Annotated in this window: 19 protein-coding genes and 1 tRNA gene; 14 read left to right on the top strand and 6 right to left on the bottom strand. The window is 67.3% G+C overall.

Annotation, left to right across the window (positions count from 1 at the left end):
* Positions 1–97 precede the first annotated feature (97 nt).
* From LQ566_RS11075 to rplA, 5 genes are all read left to right on the top strand, one after another.
* Positions 98–170: transfer RNA gene (locus LQ566_RS11075), tRNA-Trp, on the top strand.
* Between the two features lie 37 nt (positions 171–207).
* Entirely contained in the window at positions 208–471 is a 264-nt protein-coding gene (gene secE, locus LQ566_RS11080) for a preprotein translocase subunit SecE (protein ID WP_231091762.1), read from the top strand.
* A gap of 64 nt (positions 472–535) precedes the next feature.
* Positions 536–1600, top strand: a complete 1065-nt coding sequence (gene nusG, locus LQ566_RS11085) for a transcription termination/antitermination protein NusG (protein ID WP_231091763.1) — start codon at positions 536–538, stop codon at positions 1598–1600.
* 349 nt (positions 1601–1949) lie between these two features.
* A complete protein-coding gene (gene rplK / locus LQ566_RS11090) occupies positions 1950–2381 on the top strand; it encodes a 50S ribosomal protein L11 (protein ID WP_231091764.1) in 432 nt (143 codons plus the stop codon).
* Between the two features lie 13 nt (positions 2382–2394).
* Positions 2395–3081, top strand: coding sequence for a 50S ribosomal protein L1 (gene rplA / locus LQ566_RS11095; RefSeq protein ID WP_231091765.1), 687 nt, complete (start codon positions 2395–2397; stop codon positions 3079–3081).
* 500 nt (positions 3082–3581) lie between these two features.
* Here rplA and LQ566_RS11100 read toward each other — a convergent pair whose 3' ends face one another.
* Positions 3582–4250, bottom strand: a complete 669-nt coding sequence (locus LQ566_RS11100; RefSeq protein WP_231091766.1) for a LysE/ArgO family amino acid transporter — start codon at positions 4248–4250, stop codon at positions 3582–3584.
* A 70-nt stretch (positions 4251–4320) separates the two neighbouring features.
* Between LQ566_RS11100 and LQ566_RS11105 the strand changes: the two genes are divergently transcribed.
* A complete protein-coding gene (locus LQ566_RS11105; RefSeq protein WP_231091767.1) occupies positions 4321–5244 on the top strand; it encodes a LysR family transcriptional regulator ArgP in 924 nt (307 codons plus the stop codon).
* Positions 5245–5303: 59 nt separating this feature from the next.
* The gene (locus LQ566_RS11110) at positions 5304–7013 is read left to right on the top strand and encodes an AMP-binding protein (protein ID WP_231091768.1); all 1710 of its coding nucleotides are present in this window, start codon (positions 5304–5306) and stop codon (positions 7011–7013) included.
* A 62-nt stretch (positions 7014–7075) separates the two neighbouring features.
* Here LQ566_RS11110 and LQ566_RS11115 read toward each other — a convergent pair whose 3' ends face one another.
* The 4 genes from LQ566_RS11115 to LQ566_RS11130 form a co-directional block, all read right to left on the bottom strand.
* Positions 7076–7564 (bottom strand): MarR family winged helix-turn-helix transcriptional regulator, encoded by a 489-nt coding sequence (locus LQ566_RS11115; protein ID WP_231091769.1) that lies wholly within the window; start codon positions 7562–7564, stop codon positions 7076–7078.
* 9 nt (positions 7565–7573) lie between these two features.
* A complete protein-coding gene (locus LQ566_RS11120) occupies positions 7574–9301 on the bottom strand; it encodes an MDR family MFS transporter (protein ID WP_231091770.1) in 1728 nt (575 codons plus the stop codon).
* Positions 9302–9501: 200 nt separating this feature from the next.
* Entirely contained in the window at positions 9502–10179 is a 678-nt protein-coding gene (locus LQ566_RS11125; RefSeq protein ID WP_231091771.1) for a YqaJ viral recombinase family protein, read from the bottom strand.
* A gap of 74 nt (positions 10180–10253) precedes the next feature.
* Positions 10254–10847, bottom strand: coding sequence for a TetR family transcriptional regulator (locus LQ566_RS11130; RefSeq protein WP_231091772.1), 594 nt, complete (start codon positions 10845–10847; stop codon positions 10254–10256).
* A 102-nt stretch (positions 10848–10949) separates the two neighbouring features.
* Here LQ566_RS11130 and LQ566_RS11135 point away from each other — a divergent pair, with 102 nt between their 5' ends.
* From LQ566_RS11135 to rplL, 6 genes are all read left to right on the top strand, one after another.
* The gene (locus LQ566_RS11135; protein ID WP_231091773.1) at positions 10950–11762 is read left to right on the top strand and encodes a sugar phosphate isomerase/epimerase family protein; all 813 of its coding nucleotides are present in this window, start codon (positions 10950–10952) and stop codon (positions 11760–11762) included.
* Positions 11759–12880 carry a Gfo/Idh/MocA family protein gene (locus tag LQ566_RS11140; protein ID WP_231091774.1) on the top strand — a complete coding sequence of 374 codons (1122 nt, stop codon included), beginning with the start codon at positions 11759–11761 and terminating at the stop codon, positions 12878–12880. Before LQ566_RS11135 ends, LQ566_RS11140 begins: the two co-directional genes overlap by 4 nt.
* A gap of 9 nt (positions 12881–12889) precedes the next feature.
* A complete protein-coding gene (locus LQ566_RS11145) occupies positions 12890–14008 on the top strand; it encodes a Gfo/Idh/MocA family protein (protein ID WP_231091775.1) in 1119 nt (372 codons plus the stop codon).
* Positions 14001–15008, top strand: coding sequence for a sugar phosphate isomerase/epimerase family protein (locus LQ566_RS11150; protein WP_231091776.1), 1008 nt, complete (start codon positions 14001–14003; stop codon positions 15006–15008). The genes LQ566_RS11145 and LQ566_RS11150 overlap by 8 nt, the downstream gene beginning before the upstream one ends.
* Positions 15009–15306: 298 nt before the next feature.
* On the top strand, positions 15307–15795 hold the full coding sequence (rplJ, locus tag LQ566_RS11155) for a 50S ribosomal protein L10 (protein WP_231091777.1): 489 nt from the start codon (positions 15307–15309) through the stop codon (positions 15793–15795).
* Positions 15796–15846: 51 nt separating this feature from the next.
* Complete coding sequence (gene rplL, locus LQ566_RS11160; protein ID WP_231091778.1) at positions 15847–16230, top strand: 50S ribosomal protein L7/L12; 384 nt, start codon at positions 15847–15849, stop codon at positions 16228–16230.
* 134 nt (positions 16231–16364) lie between these two features.
* Here rplL and LQ566_RS11165 read toward each other — a convergent pair whose 3' ends face one another.
* On the bottom strand, positions 16365–17375 hold the full coding sequence (locus LQ566_RS11165; protein WP_231091779.1) for a LacI family DNA-binding transcriptional regulator: 1011 nt from the start codon (positions 17373–17375) through the stop codon (positions 16365–16367).
* A gap of 288 nt (positions 17376–17663) precedes the next feature.
* Between LQ566_RS11165 and LQ566_RS11170 the strand changes: the two genes are divergently transcribed.
* On the top strand, positions 17664–19010 hold the full coding sequence (locus tag LQ566_RS11170) for an ABC transporter substrate-binding protein (RefSeq protein ID WP_231091780.1): 1347 nt from the start codon (positions 17664–17666) through the stop codon (positions 19008–19010).
* The last annotated feature ends 71 nt before the right edge of the window (positions 19011–19081 follow it).

The raw sequence follows: 19081 nt of genomic DNA on the forward strand, positions 1-19081 counted from the left end.
ACATGCCCTATGCTGGGATACGCAGTCGATGTCTGCATTGTTTCGCTGTGCCTAGCACAGCAGATGCAGACATCTCCCGTGAGATCCCCGGATCTCTAGGGCGGTAGCTCAATTGGCAGAGCAGCGGTCTCCAAAACCGCAGGTTGCAGGTTCGATTCCTGTCCGCCCTGCGCTCAGCGCTCGCTGGCAATGAAAGGTGCATGCAGGATGGATCAGGACGCTTCGCGCGACGATGTCGCGACGACCAGCGGCGCCACCCGTGAGAAGAAGATGAATGTCTTCGCTCGCATCGCGCTCTTCATCCGCCAGGTCTTCGGCGAACTTCGCAAGGTCGTCACCCCGACGCGCCAGGAGCTGGTCAAGTACACCCTCGTGGTGCTCGGCTTCGTTGTGGTGATGATGGCCCTCGTCTACGGCCTCGACACGGTCTTCACGCTGCTCACCCAGTACGTGTTCGGCTCGCCGGAGTAAGATTCCGAGCAATCCCGCACGGTGCCACTGCGGATCACCGGCTGATGTGACCGAAGGAGAGTCCGTGTCCGAACGATTCCACGACGACGCCGACTGGGGCCCCACGGCCGAGCAGTCGAGCGAGGTCGACGAGCACCAGACCGGTGACATCGATCTGGTCGAAGACCGCGCGAGCGATGCCGCCGAGACCTCTGCGATCCACGTGATCGAGGATGAGGACGGCGATGACGAGGCGGATGCCTCGGACGATGATTTCGACAATGACAACGAGCAGGCGCTGGAGGCGGAAGCCGACGCATTCCTGGATGCGCACCCTGCTATGGAGGAGGACGAGGACGTGACCCCGTACGACGGTCCCGACATCAACGGCGAGCCGGATGAGCCCGTGCTCGACCCGGAGTTCACGGAGTCGGTGCGCGACGCATCGGCAGAGGTGGACGCCATCGCCGAGGACAGCACCGCGGTCGCCGAGGCCGAGTCCGACGCGGATGACGCGGAAACGTCGGCCGAGGACCCCTACGAGGCCTTCAAGCTGGAGCTTCGCACGCTCCCCGGCAAGTGGTACGTCATCCACTCCTACGCGGGCTTCGAGCGCAAGGTGAAGCAGAACATCGAGCAGCGCAAGGCGACGCTCGAGGTCGAGGACGACATCTACCAGATCGAGGTCCCGATGGAGGACGTCGTCGAGATCAAGAACGGTCAGCGCAAGATGGTCACGCGCGTCCGTATCCCCGGCTACGTGCTGGTGCGCATGGAGCTGAACGAGGACACCTGGTCGGTCGTCCGTCACACCCCGGGTGTCACCGGCTTCGTGGGCAACGCCCACAACCCGACCCCGCTGCGGTTCGAAGAGGCCTTCAACATGCTGAAGTCGCTCGTCGAGGTGCGCGAGTCCGCATCGGCCAAGACCGGTGCCGCCGGCGGCTCCGCCCCGGTGCGCAGCGTCACGGCCGAGGTCGACTTCGAGATCGGCGAGACCATCACCATCAAGGAGGGCTCGTTCGCCGGCCTTCCCGGCACGATCTCCGAGATCAAGCCCGAGAGCGGCAAGCTCACGGTGCTGGTCTCCCTGTTCGAGCGCGAGACTCCCGTGGAGCTGTCGTTCGATCAGGTCACCAAGATGATCTGACACACGTCGTCAACGAACCCCCACGGCACCGCCGTGGGGGTTCGTTGTCTGTACCCACCGGTGACGCGGAGCACCCGACGGCCGGGGATTGGTCCCACATACCGCTGTCCCCGGCTCCCGATCCCGCACTTTCTGTGAGCGGCGGGGCCCACGGTCTCAGAAGTGCGGATCGATGGAGGCCAACGACGCGATCTGAGACCGAACGCGGTCAAATCCTCGCCGCGGGATGCGGTAGACTTTCATGGTTTGTGCGCGTTCTTCGATCGCGTGCAGACCTGCACCGCGCTCCGGATCCGCCGGAACCGCGGGAGAGCGGGCCGTCTGGCTCGTTCGGAGAAAGGAAGAGGAAATGGCACCGAAGAAGAAGGTGACCGGCCTGATCAAGCTTCAGATCAACGCCGGTGCAGCCAACCCGGCGCCGCCGATCGGCCCCGCGCTCGGTCAGCATGGCGTCAACATCATGGAGTTCTGCAAGGCGTACAACGCCGCGACCGAGTCGCAGCGCGGCAACGTCATCCCCGTGGAGATCACCGTCTACGAGGACCGCTCCTTCACGTTCATCCTCAAGACGCCGCCGGCGGCTGAGCTGATCAAGAAGGCCGCTGGCGTCGCCAAGGGCTCGTCGACCCCGCACACCACCAAGGTGGGCAAGCTCACGCAGGAGCAGGTTCGTCAGATCGCCGAGACCAAGCAGCCCGACCTGAACGCGAACGACATCGAGGCCGCCTCGAAGATCATCGCCGGCACCGCCCGTTCCATGGGCATCACGGTTGAGGGCTGAGGGGAAGACCAACATGGCTAAGTCCAAGGCTTACATCGCCGCCGCCGAGAAGATCGAGGCTGGCAAGTTCTACACCCCGAGCGAGGCCGTTGAGCTCGCGAAGGAGACCGGTTCGTCGAAGATGAACTCGACCGTCGAGGTCGCGCTCAAGCTTTCGGTCGACCCGCGCAAGGCGGACCAGATGGTCCGTGGCACCGTCATGCTGCCGCACGGCACGGGCAAGACCGCTCGCGTCATCGTCTTCGCCAACGGCCCGGCTGCTGAGGCCGCCATCGCCGCTGGCGCCGACGAGGTCGGTGGCACCGAGCTCATCGAGAAGGTCGCCGCAGGCTGGACCGACTTCGACTCCGCCGTCTCCACCCCGGAGCTCATGGGTCAGGTCGGACGCCTCGGTAAGGTCCTCGGTCCGCGTGGTCTCATGCCGAACCCGAAGACCGGCACGGTCACCCCGAACCCGGCCAAGGCCGTCGAGGAGATCAAGGGCGGAAAGATCGAGTTCCGCGTCGACAAGCACGCCAACATCCACTTCGTTGTGGGCAAGGCGTCGTTCTCGGCTGACGCCCTGAACGAGAACCTGCGTGCCGCGCTCGACGAGATCGTTCGTCTGAAGCCGTCCAGCTCGAAGGGCCGTTACATCCAGAAGGGTTCGGTGTCGACCACGTTCGGCCCCGGCATCCCGCTGGATGTCAACGCCATCTGATGCGCTGAATCGCACGAAGGCCCCCACCGCGAGGTGGGGGCCTTCGTCGTTCGTGCGGAGCGTGTGTCGCGGCTGCACGACCTTCGCTCTCGCTGCATCGTGCTGCTTCACGGCGCCGCGTTGCTGCGTAGCTGCGCGGTACTCCTGTGCAGCGCCACGATGTTGCCACGCAATACTCCTGCGCGGCGTTGCGTCACGATCATGCTGCGCCGTGGCGGCGCTGGCTCACTGCGTTGCTGCACTGTGACTCCTTGCCGCACTGTGGCTGCGCTGGGTCACTGTATTGCTGCATGGCTGCGCTGGGTCACTGCCTTGCTGCGCTGGGTCACTGCCTTGCTGCGCTGGGTCACTGTGTTGCTGCACTGTGACAGCGCCGGGTCACTGCACTGTCACTGCATTGCCGCACTGTGACCGCCGTGCCGCGCTGCGTTACCGCCCGCCGTCGCGGCACTCGGCGTCGGTGCGCGCCGATCCTGCAGCACGTCACCCTGCGCGCTGCCTCAGTGTCCGAAGGCGAGCACGCCCGCGATGATCAACATGAACACAGCCACGATGACATCGAGGATGCGCCAGGCACGCGGGCTGCTGAGCCAGCGACCGAGCAGGCGCGCACCGTAGGCGAGCGCGAAGAACCACAGGAAGCTGCCGGTGATGCAGCCGGCGGCGAAGATCCAGCGGGCCGGCCCCTGGGCCTGCGCGACGGAGCCGAGGAAGATCACGGTGTCCAGGTAGACGTGGGGGTTCAGCCAGGTGATGGCGAGCGTCGCGCCGACCACGGCGAGGAGTGAGGACGTCGCAGCCCGGGTGGCGAGCGCGGTTCCGCCCGTCGGGGTGCCCGGTGCCGATGCGTCCCCCGTCGGGGCGTCGGCTGCCGCGTGCAGCGCCTCGCCCGAGGGCTTGTACGCGCGACGCAGCGCCAGGAACGCGTAAGTGACCAGGAAGGCGACGCCGACCCACCGCACCACGGTCACCAGCCACGGCACGGTCTCCAGGGCGAGGCCCACGCCGACGACGCCGGCGGAGATCAGCACCGCGTCGGAGGCAGCGCAGATGAGGGCGACGATGAAGACGTGCTGTCGTCGGATTCCCTGCCGCAACACGAAGGCGTTCTGCGCGCCGATGGCGATGATGAGGGAGAGGCCGACTCCGAGTCCGGTGAGGAAGGGCATGGATCCAGGCTAGGAACGTCGCTGCACAAACACCAGGCATGAGATGTTGGGTCGCATTAGCATTGCTTATATGAGGATCCCGCCCGATCTCGCGCTCACGCTGGCCGCGGTGGTGTCGGAGGGCGGGTTCGAGCCGGCGGCGGCGGCGCTCGGCATCACGCAGCCCGCGGTGAGTCAGCGACTGCGCACGCTGGAATCTCTGCTCGGGCAGGTGCTGCTCGTCCGCTCCCGCCCCGTACGTCCCACCCAGGCCGGCGAGGCGGTCATCCGATACGCTCGCCAGCTGTCGCATCTGGAGGCCGATGCGATGTCGGCCATCGGTATCCGTGAGGAGGGAAGCCTCACCAGTCTGCCGATCGCGGTGAACTCGGATTCCCTGTCCACGTGGTTTCTCCCCGCCATCGCCGAGCTCAGCGCCCGGCTCCCGGTGGTGTTCGACCTGCATCGCGACGATCAGGACTTCACGGTGAGACTGCTCGAAGAGGGAACCGTCATCGCCGCGGTGACCTCGCGCGCCGAGCCCATCGCCGGATGTCGTGTGACGCCGCTCGGCGCGATGCGCTACGTTCCGTTCGCCACCATCGCTTTCCACGATCGCTGGTTCCCAGAGGGCGTCACCACCGCAGCGCTGGAGCGCGCCCCGCTGGTGGACTACGACCGGCGCGACGACCTGCAGACGCGGTGGCTGATTCGTCAGGGGGTGGATCCGGCGCTGCCGCCGCGCCAGCGGGTTCCCGCGTCGGCCGACTTCGCCGACGCCGTCCTGATGGGCATGGGCTGGGGACAGCTGCTGCCGTTCCAGTCCGATGAGCCGCATGCCAGCGGGCGCATCCGCCCACTGTCGCCGGTGGGGATCGACGTCCCGCTGTACTGGCAGCAGTGGCACCTGCGCTCCGCGCTGCTGGACGAGGTGGGCGAAGCCGTGGTCCGGCGGGCCCGAGCTGTGCTGATCCCCGTTCACAGCGCGCGAATCGCCCGAATTCCTGGCGAATAGGAGCACATCGCGCGCTATGAACGGAGCGTACGATCGTCAGAAACCAGAAGGAGAGTTGCATGGCCGCATCGCCCACCGACGAGTACCGGACCGCCCGGGATCAGCTCCTGGCTCTTCGCACCGATCGTGCACGGGCGATCGCCGAGTTCCGCTTCCCCGATGTGGGGGAGAGGTGGAACTGGGCGATCGACTGGTTCGATGCGTTCGCGCGGGGGAACGAGCGGCCGGGACTGGTGATCGTCGAGGCCGACGGGAGTGAAACGTCCTACACCTTCGACGCGCTCGCCGCACACTCCGACCAGGTAGCGGCCTTCCTGCGTTCCCAGGGCATCGGGCGCGGCGACTCGGTGCTGCTGATGCTCAACAACCAGGTGGAGCTATGGGTGGCGATGCTCGCGGTGATCAAGCTCGGCGCCGTGCTCATGCCGACGGCCACGGCGGCGGGACCGGCGGACCTCGCCGATCGGATCGAACGCGGCGAGGCGCGGGCGGTGATCTGCAACGACGCGGACGCCGGCAAGTTCGACACCATTGCCGGCGACTACGTCCGCATCTGCACCACAGCTCGTGACGGCTGGGTCCCGTTCGCGACGGCGTTCCAGACACCGGCGGAACCGGCGCAGCACCCCGGCACGGCGCCCGATGATCGCCTGCTGCTCTACTTCACCTCCGGCACCACGTCGCGGCCCAAGCTGGTGGAGCACACCCAGGTCTCCTACCCGGTGGGCATGATGTCGACGATGTACTGGCTCGGTCTCGAGCCCGGGGATGTGCATCTGAATGTGTCGTCGCCCGGCTGGGGAAAGCACGCGTGGTCGAGCTTCTTCGCGCCGTGGATCGCCGAGGCGACCGTGCTCGTGTACAACTACGCCCGATTCGACGCTGCCGCGTTCCTGGCCCAGCTCCGGGAGCGGCACGTGACCACGCTGTGCGCGCCGCCCACGGTCTGGCGGATGCTGATCAAAGCTGATCTCGGTGCGCGCCCCTCCTCGCTGCGAGAGCTGGTGGGAGCGGGCGAACCCCTGAACCCGGAGGTCATCGCCCAGGTCAAGAACGCCTGGGGTCTGGAGATCCGCGACGGCTATGGGATGACGGAGACCACCGCGCAGCTCGGCAACCCGCCCGGGACTCCGGTGCGTGCGGGGTCGATGGGCATGCCGCTGCCGGGCGTTCCGTCGGTGCTGGTGGACCCCGAGACCGGGCTCGTGGTGGAGGGAGTCGGCGAGGGGGAGATCTGTCTCGACCTCTCCCGCCACCCGCTCGCCCTGATGACCGGGTACGTGGGGGATGCGGAGCGCACCGCCCAGGCGTTCGCCGGCGGCTTCTTCCACAGTGGTGACATCGCCGCGCGGGATGCCGACGGGTACGTCACCTATGTGGGGCGCACGGATGACGTCTTCAAGGCATCGGACTACAAGATCTCACCGTTCGAGGTGGAGTCGGTGCTGCTGGAGTGCCCGATCGTGGCGGAGTCGGCCGTCGTCCCCGCACCCGACGCCGAGCGTCAGGCCGTTCCGAAGGCGTACGTGACGCTCGCTGGCGCAGCGGTGCCCGATCCGGCCGCGGCCGAGCAGGTGCTGCGGTACGCGCGCGAGCACCTCGCCCCGTGGACGCGCGTGCGCCGGGTGGAGTTCGTCGACGAGCTGCCCAAGACCATCTCCGGCAAGATCCGTCGCGCTGAGCTCCGCGCCCGGGAGCGAGAGCGCGCCGCCGCCGGAGAGCGCGGTCCCGAGTTCCGCGACACGGACTTCCCCGGACTTCGTCAGTAGTCCATCGTGCGCACATGGCTCCAATCCCGAGGGAATTGGAGCCATGTGCGCACGATCAACGGTCAGGGTGCGGGAGGTTTCCCCTCCCCGAGAGCGTGGAGCAGGACGGTCAGGCGACTGATGTCGGCCACGTCCCAATCTTCCAGTGCCCGCACGAGGTGGTTGTCGCCGGAATCCATCGCCGCGCGGATCCGGCGGTGGCCCTCCTCGGACGCCGACAGGAGGCTCGCCCGGCCGTCCTTCGGATCCGGCGTGCGCTCGACCAGCCCCAGTTCGGACAGCTCGCGGGTGATGCGGCTGATCTGTGCCTTGTCCATCATCAGCGTCTCGCCGACCGTCGAGGCCGTGATCGGGCCCCGCCGCGCGATGATGGAGAACACCTTGTAGGTGCCGGGCAGCATTCCCGGCGAGACCCGGTTCGCGTATTCGATGTACAGGTGTCGCATGCGGGCGATGAGCCCGCTGAACTCCGACTCCAGCGCGCGCATCGCCGCCGTTCGTGCGTCGGTCGCTGCGGACTGGTCCATCTCGCTGGTCACGTCCTCCATCATCGCGTCTGCCTACTCGCGGGGCGAATCCGACCGCGACGAGCGGCTGGCCTCGCTGGCGCTTGCCGCGGTCGGGGTGGCACCGGTGATGACCGGGATCGGGCCGGTGGTGGCCATGCCGGTGGCGACTGCCACCATGCCGGCCTCGTCCTCGGCCAGACGTTCGGTGGTGGTCTGACGTGTCAGCGAGATGTTCGGCAGGAACACGATGGCCAGCACGGCGATCGCTGCGAGCGGGATGCCGATGATGAAGGAGTGCGAGATGGCCTGTGCGTACAGGTCCTCCAGTACGCCCCGGAAGGGGTTGGGCAGCTCATGCACGACCGGCAGCTTGCCGCTGGTCATGATGTCGCTGATCTTCTTCGCCGCCTCCGGGCCCGCGCTCTTCGCGACCTCGGTGATGGCATCGGTGAGGCGCTGCTTGTTGTCGGTGAACAGCGTGGTCACACTCGATGCGACGATGGCACCCATCACGGATACTCCGACGGTGCCGCCGAGCGAGCGGAAGAAGGCCACTCCCGAGGACGCCGCGCCCATCTCCTGTGGACGAGCGGTGTTCTGCACCACCAGTACGAGGTTCTGCATCGCCATGCCGACTCCGGCACCGGTGAGGAACATGTAGACCGACAGCAGCCAGTAGTTGGTGTCGTAGCGGATGGTGGCGAGCATCGTGATGCCCGCCAGCAGCATGATCGAGCCGAGCACCACCCAGCGCTTCCACTTGCCGGTGCGGGTGATGATCTGACCGATCACCATCGAGCTCACCAGGACTCCGGCCATCATGGGGATGCTCATCAGGCCCGCCTCGGTGGGCGTCGCGCCGCGAGACATCTGCATGTACTGGCTGAGGTACACGGACGTGCCGAACATGGCGACACCGATGGAGATCGATGCGATCACCGAGAGGGTGAAGGTGCGGTTCCTGAACAGCGACAGCGGGATGAGCGGTTCCTTGACGAGCAGCTCGGTCACGACGAAGGCGATGGCGGCGGCACCGGCGATGGAGGTCATCCAGGCGGTCTCGGCGCTGGCCCACTCGAACTGCGTGCCGGCCTCGGTCACCCAGATCAGCAGCAGCGATACGGACACCGCGAGGAAGACGATGCCGAGGTAGTCGATGCTGACCTTGCGTCGGGGCTGCTTCGGCAGGTGCAGCGTGGTCTGCAGCAGGATGAGGGCCAGAACGGCGAACGGAACCGCGATGAAGAAGTTCCAGCGCCAGTTGGCGACGTCGGTGATGAAGCCGCCCAGCAGCGGGCCGCCCACGGTGGCGACCGCCATCACGGCGCCGAACAGGCCCATGTAGCGACCGCGCTCACGCGGGCTGATGATGTCGGCCATGATCACCTGGCTCAGCGCGGCAAGGCCACCGGCGCCGACGCCCTGCACGAAGCGGGACGCGATCAGCATCTCGGGGTTCTGGGCGAAGCCTGCGGTGGCGGAGGAGACCACGAAGATCACGAGCGCGATCTGGATCAGCAGCTTGCGGTTGGTGAGGTCGGCGAGCTTGCCCCAGATCGGGGTGAAGATCGCGGTGGTGAGCATCGTGGAGGTGATCACCCAGGTGTAGTCGGTCTGATCACCGTCGAGATCGGAGACGATGACGGGCATCGACGAGGAGACGACGGTGCTGGCGAGCATGGAGACGAACATGCCGAGGAGCAGGCCCGAGAGGGCCTCCAGAACCTGGCGGTGCGTCATCTTCGCCGGGGCGGCGGGCGGTGCGGTGGTGGCTGACATTGCGGCTTTCGTGTAATTCGCTCAAGTAGTTGAGAAGAGTCAACGATAAGTGAAATGGTTGACGGACGCCAACTATTCCCGCCGATTCGGGACCGTTCATATGAAACGCCCAGCTACGTCCGTAGCGGCACCGGGAACACCCGAGCGCGTCCGAGAAGCCCCGCGTTCGCTGGGCTTCTCGGACGCGGGGTTTTCCCGCGTCAGTCCGTGAGCGCGAGGGCGCGGAAGATGTCGCGCTCGCGCGGCGTCTGACGCGGCGTGGCGGCGGTCGGCCGCGGGGGAAGCAGGGTGGTGTCGGGGTGGGTCCGGCGATGCAGCTCGTCGATCAGTCCCGTGGCGAGGCGGACGAGTTTGGCGATCTCGCGGTCGTCGCGATCGATCCACACGGCGCGAGGCTCGTCGTGCAGTGGCACGAACCCTTCGTGCTCTTCCCAGCAGAAGAGCGTGCGCTCGGCGCCCAGCACGTGTTGCTGCCACCACACCTGCCGGAGGTAGTTGCGGGGGATGGAGTTCCACGACTTGTTGGTCGTCTTGATCTCCGCCAGCACCACGGCCCCGGACTCGTCCAGTCCGATCCCGTCGGGCGTGGCCAGATGACGCTTCTCCACCTCTGCGCAGAACAGCGCGCTGGAGGGGGAGATGCCGTGCGTCGCCGCGACCCAGGCTGCGATCTCCGGCTCGCGACGCCGGCCGTGGTCGGTGTACGCGTTGCCGCCGAAGCGCGATCCGCCGAGCTTCGCATCCGCGGCGCGTGCGATCGATCGTTCGCTGGTGAGCGTGGCGACATCCGTGGCCGTGATGCCTCGCGAGCGCGCGCGGAGCCAGCCGACGCGGTCGCGGGAGTCCGCGATGATGCGCGCCTGAAGTTCCGGAGTCACCCTTCGAGGCTACGCCCCGCCACGGACTCTGCCGACCAGCCGCCTCGGCGCGTCAGGACCGCGCGGACGGGGACTCAGGCGCCGGCGGGTTGGAGGAGGCGGATGAAGGAGGACAGGTGTGCGGCCATGTCGATGCGATCGTCCAGGAGCCACTGGATCTGGAGCCCGTCCATCGCGGCGAGCAGGAGACTCGCGATGTCGGCGGCGGGGATGTCGTCGCGCACCGTGCCGGCCGCCTGTGCCTCGGTGAGGCGCCGGGTGAAGCCACCGCGGTTTCGTTCGTAGCGCTCGCGGAAGTAGGCCCGCCGATCGGTGTCGTCGGGATCCCCGGCGGCGAGCGCCGCCGTGATGCTGAACAGAGCCACCAGCCCCGGCACGGTGGTGTTGTGCGTCACGAGTTCGAGCGTCGCCGTGAAGTCGTCGCCGGCCCCGGCGGGGAAGGCGCGACGGTTGACGGCGTCTCGGTGTCGCACGATCGCCAGCATCAGGGCCTCGCGGGAGCCGAAGTGGTGCAGCAGCCCCGCCTTCGATCGACCGACCTCGTCGGCGATCAGTTGCAGCGTGGTGGCATCGAAGCCGCGCTCGGCCAGGATGCGCAGCGCGGCGTCGAGGACGTCGAGTCGGAACTGCTCGGTCTTCGCGTAAGGTCCGCGTGCGGTGCCAGCCATGACGGAAACTCTACCGCTGGTCGAGTTTTGAGACTACGATGATCCCAAATCCAACCGCAGGTCGAATTCGACGACCGCTTCTCGACGACGAGGAAGGCCCTCATGTCCACACCGGAACTCTCGGTCCAGCTCTATACGGTGCGCGACGCGCTCGCTGAAGACACCCCCGGAACGCTGGCGCGGCTGGCCGAGTCCGGATTCCGCAACGTGGAGGCCTTCGGTTTCGTGGGCCGTGCCGCCGAACTGCGAGCAGCCTTCGACGCCGCCGGCGTGGTGTCTCCCAGCGCCCACGCCGGCTTCCTCACGGACGAGGTCCGCTATGGGGAGACGGTGATCGTGAACCCGCCGTTCGCCCAGGTGCTGGATGAGGCCGAGACACTCGGGGTGACCACTCTGATCGACCCGATGGTTGCTCCGGACCGCTGGCAGGGAATCGAGGAGATCCGTGCCACAGCCGACCGGCTCAACAGCTACGTCGACGCCGCCGAGGCGCGGGGCATTCGGCTGGGCTATCACAACCACTCGCAGGAGTTCATCGCCTCCTTCGACGGCGTGAGCGCGCTGGAGGCCTTCGCCGCGCTGCTGGACCCGCGCATCGTGCTCGAGATCGACGTGTACTGGGCCGCCATCGGCGGTCAGGACGTTCCCGCGCTGCTGCGTCGTCTCGGCGACCGCGTGCGCCTGCTCCACATGAAGGACGGCATCCTCGGTGAGGACCCGTTCCGCGCCGCTGACCCGTCGTCGGTCACGCTCCAGCAGCGCATCGCGGGAACGGGCGAGGTGCCGCTGCGCGAGGTGCTCGCCGCTGCGCCGGCCGCGGAGTTCGCGGTGGTGGAATTCGACACCTACGACGGCGACCTGTTCGGCGCGATCGACGACAGCGCCGCCTTCCTGCGTGAGGCGGGCGTGCGATGACCGCTCCCTTCGGCATCGGCTTCATCGGGGCCGGCATGATCAGCGATCAGTACCTCACCAACCTGACGCAGTTCCCCGACGTGCGTGTCGTCATCATCGGCGATCTGGACACGGAGCGGGCCGCCGCGCAGGCGGAGAAGTACGGCGTCGCCGAGAGCGGGGACCCGGATGCGGTGCTCGCGCATCCGGACGTCGACCTCGTCCTGAACCTGACCATTCCGCAGGCGCATGTCCCGGTGTCGCTGGCGGCCATCGCCGCGGGCAAGCACGTCTGGAGCGAGAAGCCGATCGGCGTGAACCGTGACGAGGCGAAGGCGATGCTCGCCGCGGCCGAAGCCGCTGGTGTGCGTGTGGGCATCGCTCCGGACACCGTGCTCGGCCCCGGCCTGCAGACCGCTCGCCGCGCCATCGCCCGCGGTGACATCGGTGTCCCGCTGGCCGCGCAGACCGCGATGCAGTACATCGGCCCGGACATCTTCCACCCGAACCCGGACTTCCTGTTCGCCCGCGGCGCCGGGCCCCTCATCGACATGGGGCCGTATTACATCACGGCGCTGGTGCACCTGTTCGGATCGGTCGACGCCGTTGCCGCGGTGGGGCTGCGAGGTCGCGAGAGTCGCACTGTCCAGGTCGGTCCCCGCTCCGGTGAGGAGTTCCCGGTCGAGGTTCCCACCCTCGTGCAGGCCATCGCGCGGTTCGAGTCGGGGCAGCAGTCCCAGAGCGTGTTCAGCTTCGACTCGCCCCTCGCACGCACCGGTGTGGTGGAGATCACCGGCACGGAGGGCACCCTCATCATTCCCGACCCGAACACGTTCGGTGGCGACGTGCAGATCACGCGCGCACCATCGATCGACCGGATGGGCGACGGGCCCCAGTACGAGACGCTCGCGCCGGTGGGCATCGAGTCCGGGCGCGGACTGGGGGTGCTGGACATGGCGCGGGCGATCCGTGGTGGCACGGCCCACATCGCCACCGGGGAGATCGGCTACCACGTCTTCGACACCCTCACCGCGATCGAGGAGTCGGTCGCATCGGGTGAGTTCGTCACGGTGGAGAGCACCGTGGGGGACATCCCCTTCGTGCCGGAAGATCGCGACCCGTTCGCGGCGACCCTGTAGGACGTGCTCATGAGCGAGACAACCGATCAGGCGCCGGCCGCGCTGCGCGCCGGATTCCTCGGCGGTGGCTTCATGGCCGCCGTGCACTCCCGTGCCGCTCGAGCCGCTCGCGCGCGGCTGGTGGCTCTGGCCAGCTCCACTCCGGAACGCGGGGTGGCGGCCGCGGCCGAGCTGGGCATCGAGAGAGGGGTGGCCGACGTGACGGAGGTCGCCGAACTGAGCGACATCGTGCACGTGTGCACCCCGAACCGCGACCACGCCGCGCAGACCATCGCGCTGCTCGCCGCAGGCCGCCATGTCATCTGCGAGAAGCCGCTGGCCACCACCGTCTCCGACGCGCTCGCGGTGGTGGACGCGGCGGATGCCGCAGGAGTCGCCGGTGCGGTTCCGTTCGTCTACCGCTACCACCCGCAGGTGCGTCATGCCCGGGAGCTGGTGCGCTCCGGGGTGGTCGGCACAGTACTGAGCATCGAGGGCGCGTACTTGCAGGACTGGCTGCTGCGGGAGACCGACTCCAACTGGCGGGTGGACTCCGCGGCCGGCGGCGCCTCGCGTGCATTCGCGGACATCGGTTCCCATCTGTGCGATCTGCTGGAGTTCGTGACCGGCCGGCGCATTCGGGCCGTGTCCGCCCGGACCCGCACGGTGTTCCCTGAGCGCGGCGGCCAGCCGGTGACCACCGAGGATCTGGTGGCCGTGGTGGCCGAACTCGACAACGGTGCCCTGGCCACGCTCCTCGTGTCGCAGATGGCGCCGGGGCGCAAGAACGGCCTCACCCTGGAGGTGCACGGGACCGAGCGGTCGGTGCGCTTCGCCCAGGAACGCCCGGAGGAGCTGTGGATCGGCGCGCTCACGGGCTCGCGGCTGGTGCTGCGGGACCCGGAGGGGCCGGGCGATGACGGGCTCTCCCTCGTGCCGGCCGGACATCCGATGGGCTATCAGGACGCGTTCACCGCCTTCGTGGCCGATGCCTACGCGGGCGTGCGCGGTGCGGCCTCTGATGCATTGCCCACATTCCGCGATGGTCTACGCGCCGCGCGTGTCACCGCTGCGGTCCTGGAATCCGCGCTCACCCGCGCCTGGGTGAGCATCCCCGACGTCGACGAGAAGGAGACACAGCATGGCTGAGCATCCCGTAACCCTGTTCACCGGCCAGTGGGCGGACCTGCCCTTCGAAGAGGTGGCGCGGCTGGCTGCGTCCTGGGGCTATGACGGGCTGGAGATCGCCGCATCCGGCGATCACCTCGACCTGAAGCGTGCCGATGAGGACGACGACTACGTCGCGAGCCGAAAGGAGATCCTCGACCGCCACGGACTGCAGGTCTTCGCGATCTCGAACCACCTGGCGGGGCAGGCCGTCTGCGATGCGCCCATCGACTTCCGCCATCAGGCGATCCTGCGTGACTACGTCTGGGGCGACGGCGATGCCGAAGGCGTGCGCCAGCGGGCCGCCGAGGACATGAAGCGCTCGGCTCGCGTCGCGCGCAAGCTCGGCGTGGACACCGTGGTGGGCTTCACCGGGTCGTCCATCTGGCCGTACGTCGCAATGTTCCCGCCTGTGGGCCAGGACGTGATCGATGCGGGATTCGAGGACTTCGCGAAGAGATGGAACCCGATCCTCGACGTGTTCGACTCCGAGGGGGTGCGCTTCGCCCACGAGGTCCATCCGAGTGAGATCGCGTATGACTACTGGAGCAGCGTGCGTGCGCTGGAGGCGATCGACCGCCGCGCGGCGTTCGGTTTCAACTGGGACCCGAGTCACATGATGTGGCAGAACATCGACCCCGTCGGGTTCATCTGGGACTTCCAGGACCGCATCTATCACGTCGACTGCAAGGACACGCGTCTTCGCCCGCACAACGGCCGCGCCGGCGTCCTCGGCTCGCACCTGCCATGGGGCGACCCGCGCCGCGGGTGGGACTTCGTCTCGACGGGTCACGGCGATGTGCCGTGGGAGGACTCCTTCCGTGCTCTCGACGCGATCGGGTACACCGGACCGATCTCCATCGAGTGGGAGGACGCCGGAATGGACCGCCTGCACGGCGCCGCCGAAGCGGTCGGGTTCGTCCGCTCCCTGCTGTGGCCGCAGCCGACGGCATCCTTCGACGCCGCGTTCAGCAACCAGTAGATCGTCCTGAACGAGGGCGACAGCGGCGAGGGGCGCGGCAGCGATGCCGTGCCCCTCGCCGCTCGCGGATTTGGCGACTGTCTCGTGCGCTGTTAGAGTTGTCGGAGCCGAAGACCGCCGGTCGTCCTCTCGAGGATCGAAGCACTGCGAAAGCAGGGGCCCGCGCAGGTGTCATAGAGACTCTCCCTCTGGGATCACGCTCCGTGCGCTTGCGCCGGAGCGTTTTTGTTTGCACTGCGGGCGGTCGAGGCGGACACCACGCACCCGCGTGATGTCACAAGCACATCAAGGAGTGACCATGGCGCAGAAGGATGCATCGGTCGCCGAGCTCACGAAGAACTTCGAGAACTCGAACGCCGTCCTGCTGACCGAGTACCGCGGTCTGACGGTTGCCCAGCTCAAGCAGCTGCGCAACAGCATCCGTCAGGACGCGCAGTACGCCGTGGTGAAGAACACGCTGACCAAGATCGCTGCCAACAACGCAGGGATCACCGCTCTGGACGACGACCTCAAGGGTCCGTCGGCCGTGGCATTCGTGCACGGCGACTTCGTCGCCACCGCGAAGGCTCTGCGTGACTTCGCCAAGGCCAACCCGCTTCTCGTGATCAAGGGCGGCGTCTTCGAGGGCAACACCCTCAGCGCTGCCGAGGTCGAGAAGTACGCGTCGCTGGAGAGCCGTGAGGTTCTGCTGGCGAAGGCAGCGGGAATGATGAAGGCGACGATGGGCAAGGCTGCCGCCACCATCGACGCTCTTCGCGAGAAGCTCGAGGGCGCTCAGGCCGCGTAAGCGGTCCTCGCTCTCTTTCACAAACCACAAACACTCAGTAGGAGATACATCATGGCGAAGCTCACCACCGAAGAGCTGCTCGAGCAGTTCGAGGGCCTCACGCTCATCGAGCTCAGCGAGTTCGTGAAGGCGTTCGAGGAGAAGTTCGACGTCACCGCTGCTGCTCCGGTCGCCGTTGCCGGCGCCGCGGGTGCAGGCGCTGCTGCCGCCGAGGAAGAGGAGAAGGACTCCTTCGACGTCATCCTCGAGGCTGCTGGCGACAAGAAGATCCAGGTCATCAAGGTCGTCCGCGAGCTCACCTCGCTCGGCCTGGGTGAGGCCAAGGCTGTCGTCGACGGCGCTCCGAAGGCTGTCCTTGAGGGCGCCAACAAGGAGGCCGCTGAGAAGGCCAAGGCTGCCCTCGAAGAGGCTGGCGCGACGGTCACCGTCAAGTAATTTCCCGAACGCTCGCCGGCTCGCCGGCATACCGTTCTCCGAAGGCCCCCGGGTTCGCCCCGGGGGCCTTCGTCGTGCTCACGCGCGTGACTCGGGCGCGTGGAGTATCGACCGGGCGTGACTCGGTCGGTGGGTCAGCGCTCGGTGGGGGCGGCGGTGGAGTTGCGGATCACGAAACGGGTGGGGGCCCAGATGCGCCGCGGGGGAGCGTCGGGACTGTCGATGTGCTCCTCGAGCAGTTCGACCGCCAGTGCCGCCTGCTCGCGGGGGTTCTGGCGCAGGGTGGTGAGGGCGAACATCTCGGCGTTCTCGTGGTCGTCGATGCCCACCACGCTGAGCTGAGCCGGCACCGAGATGCCCATGCGGCGCGCCGCGATGATGGCTCCGATGGCCACCTCGTCGGCCACGGCGACGATGGCCGTCGGCCGGGTGCGCGCATTGCTCAGCAGATCCACGGCCGCGTCGTAGCCTGCGGGCATGGACACCCCGCATGGCGCCAGCCTGATGGCGCTCTCCAGGCCCGCTTCGCGCATGGCCGAGGCGTACCCGGTGACGCGGTGGGCGTCACCGAAACTCGGCCAGGCCATGTTCGCCTCGCCACCCAGGAAGACGATGTCCGTGTGGCCGAGGGCCAGCAGATGCTCGGTGGCGATACGGGCGGAGGCGGCATCGTCGATGGAGACCGCGCTGTTTCCGATGTCGTAGCTGCCGATCGAGACGAAGGGCTTGCCGAGCGCGGCGATGCGCTCCAGCTCCTGCTGATCGGGTTCGATGCCCACGGTGATCAATCCGTCGAAGCGGCTCCGTCCGAGGTATGTCTCGAACACATGGGAGCGTTCCAGGCTTCCGGGCTGCGCGGAGTAGAGGGCGAGATCGAACCCGCGCTCCATGAGCGCCCGCTGGATTCCCTCCAGCACCTCGCCGAAGAACCAGTGATTCGCGTGCGGCACGATCACGCCGATCGTCTGGGTGCGTCCGGTGGCGAGGCTGACCGCGTTCGTGGACGGTACGTATCCGAGCGCGTTCGCGGCCTCCTGCACGCGCTCCTGGGTGGCGGGGGACACGTAACCACGACCGCTCAGTGCGCGACTGGCCGTCGATTTCGACACACCAGCGCGGCGTGCCACCTCGGCGATTCCACTCATCGAACGCCCTCCGTGTTCTGCGCTTGCCGACCGTCGTCCTGGCCCCGTGTCGGTCAACTGTAATTCATACCCCCACGGATGTGGAACCGGTTGTGAGTGCGGTTTCGTGTCTCGGGTGTGTCGATTCGGGTTTGGGAGCGCTCCCGCGGCGCGGATCGTGGGGTTATCGAGTTGTGACTTCCCAAATGTTGTGATCCGAGCCGCAACCGACTACGTTCGCCTGGAAGCGGTTCCTGATTGAACCCGAGCGCGAGGAAGGGCTCCCCGCGCGATCCAAAGGAGGAACGAATGGGCATGTCTCAGCGACGTCGGGTGCTTGCACCCCTGGCCTTCGCAGGCATCCTCGGTCTCGCACTCGCGGGCTGTGCCGAGAGCGACGGCGGCACCGGTGGCAGCACCGGTGGCAGCGGAGACGGCGGCTCGACCAAGACCGTCCGCATCTCAGGCGGCATCACCGGCACGGAAGCCGACGACCTCAACGCATCTTTCGAGCAGTTCACCAAGGACACCGGCATCACGGTGGAGTACACCGGTGACAAGAGCTTCGAGGGCAACATCGTCACGAAGGTGACCGGTGGCGATGCACCCGACATCGCCATCGTCCCGCAGCCCGGTCTGCTGAAGACCCTCGTCGAGACGGGCAAGGTCCAGCCGGCTCCCGAGGCCGTCTCGAAGGCCGTCGATGAGAACTGGTCGAAGGACTGGAAGAACTACGGCACGTTCGACGACACGTTCTACGCGGCGCCGATGCTCGCGAACCTGAAGGGCTACGTCTGGTACTCGCCGGCGAAGTTCAAGGAGTGGGGTGTCGAGGTCCCGAAGACGTGGGACGAGATGATGACGCTCACCAAGACCATCCAGGAGAAGACCAGCACCGCACCGTGGTGCGCCGGCTTCGCCTCGGGCGACGCATCGGGATGGCCGGGCACCGACTGGATCGAGGACCTCGTGCTTCGCCAGGCCGGTCCTGACGTCTACGACAAGTGGGTCGCCGGTGACGTGAAGTTCACCGATCCGGAGATCGAGAAGGCGTTCGACGCGGTGGGCACCATCCTCAAGGACCCGAACTACGTCAACGCCGGCTTCGGCGACGTCAAGAGCATCAACTCCACCGCATTCGCCGATGTTGCCGCGAAGGTGGCCGACGGCTCGTGCGCTCTGACGCACCAGGCGTCGTTCCTGTCGGCCAACTTCCTCGACGTGAAGAACGCCGCGGGCGAGACCCCGACCGTCGCCCCCGATGGTGACGTCTACGCGTTCATCATGCCGGGCATGACCGACGGTGCGCTCCAGGTTGAGGGTGGCGGCGAGTTCGTCGCCGGCTTCTCCGACGACGAGTCCACCCAGAAGGTGCTCGAGTTCATGGCATCGCCCGAGTTCGCCGACGCCCGCGTCAAGCTCGGTGGTGTGATCTCCGCGAACAAGAACGCCGATCCGTCGCTGGCCTCCAGCGAGTTCCTGCAGGACGCGATGAAGATCATGCAGGACGACAGCACGGTCTTCCGTTTCGACGCCTCCGACCTGATGCCCTCCACCGTGGGCTCCGGCTCGTTCTGGAAGGGAATGGTCGACTGGATCGACGGCAAGGACACCAAGACGGTGCTGAGTGACATCCAGGCCGGTTACGAGAACTAATCTGATCGCAACCCGCTGATCGGATGCGGGGTCGGGTCCTTCGGGAACCGGCCCCGCATCTATCGGCACCG

The sequence above is a fragment of the Microbacterium nymphoidis genome (assembly GCF_021044885.1).
Classification (GTDB): domain Bacteria; phylum Actinomycetota; class Actinomycetes; order Actinomycetales; family Microbacteriaceae; genus Microbacterium; species Microbacterium nymphoidis.

Excerpts from the sequence above, each read along its gene's own strand:
- secE (WP_231091762.1), top strand. The coding sequence starts at position 208 with ATGGATCAGGACGCTTCGCGCGACGATGTCGCGACGACCAGCGGCGCC.
- rplK (WP_231091764.1), top strand. The coding sequence starts at position 1,950 with ATGGCACCGAAGAAGAAGGTGACCGGCCTGATCAAGCTTCAGATCAAC.
- rplA (WP_231091765.1), top strand. The coding sequence starts at position 2,395 with ATGGCTAAGTCCAAGGCTTACATCGCCGCCGCCGAGAAGATCGAGGCT.
- LQ566_RS11100 (WP_231091766.1), bottom strand. The coding sequence starts at position 4,250 with ATGCCCTTCCTCACCGGACTCGGAGTCGGCCTCTCCCTCATCATCGCC.
- LQ566_RS11105 (WP_231091767.1), top strand. The coding sequence starts at position 4,321 with ATGAGGATCCCGCCCGATCTCGCGCTCACGCTGGCCGCGGTGGTGTCG.
- LQ566_RS11110 (WP_231091768.1), top strand. The coding sequence starts at position 5,304 with ATGGCCGCATCGCCCACCGACGAGTACCGGACCGCCCGGGATCAGCTC.
- LQ566_RS11115 (WP_231091769.1), bottom strand. The coding sequence starts at position 7,564 with ATGATGGAGGACGTGACCAGCGAGATGGACCAGTCCGCAGCGACCGAC.
- LQ566_RS11120 (WP_231091770.1), bottom strand. The coding sequence starts at position 9,301 with ATGTCAGCCACCACCGCACCGCCCGCCGCCCCGGCGAAGATGACGCAC.
- LQ566_RS11130 (WP_231091772.1), bottom strand. The coding sequence starts at position 10,847 with ATGGCTGGCACCGCACGCGGACCTTACGCGAAGACCGAGCAGTTCCGA.
- LQ566_RS11135 (WP_231091773.1), top strand. The coding sequence starts at position 10,950 with ATGTCCACACCGGAACTCTCGGTCCAGCTCTATACGGTGCGCGACGCG.
- LQ566_RS11140 (WP_231091774.1), top strand. The coding sequence starts at position 11,759 with ATGACCGCTCCCTTCGGCATCGGCTTCATCGGGGCCGGCATGATCAGC.
- LQ566_RS11145 (WP_231091775.1), top strand. The coding sequence starts at position 12,890 with ATGAGCGAGACAACCGATCAGGCGCCGGCCGCGCTGCGCGCCGGATTC.
- LQ566_RS11150 (WP_231091776.1), top strand. The coding sequence starts at position 14,001 with ATGGCTGAGCATCCCGTAACCCTGTTCACCGGCCAGTGGGCGGACCTG.
- rplJ (WP_231091777.1), top strand. The coding sequence starts at position 15,307 with ATGGCGCAGAAGGATGCATCGGTCGCCGAGCTCACGAAGAACTTCGAG.
- rplL (WP_231091778.1), top strand. The coding sequence starts at position 15,847 with ATGGCGAAGCTCACCACCGAAGAGCTGCTCGAGCAGTTCGAGGGCCTC.
- LQ566_RS11165 (WP_231091779.1), bottom strand. The coding sequence starts at position 17,375 with ATGAGTGGAATCGCCGAGGTGGCACGCCGCGCTGGTGTGTCGAAATCG.
- LQ566_RS11170 (WP_231091780.1), top strand. The coding sequence starts at position 17,664 with ATGGGCATGTCTCAGCGACGTCGGGTGCTTGCACCCCTGGCCTTCGCA.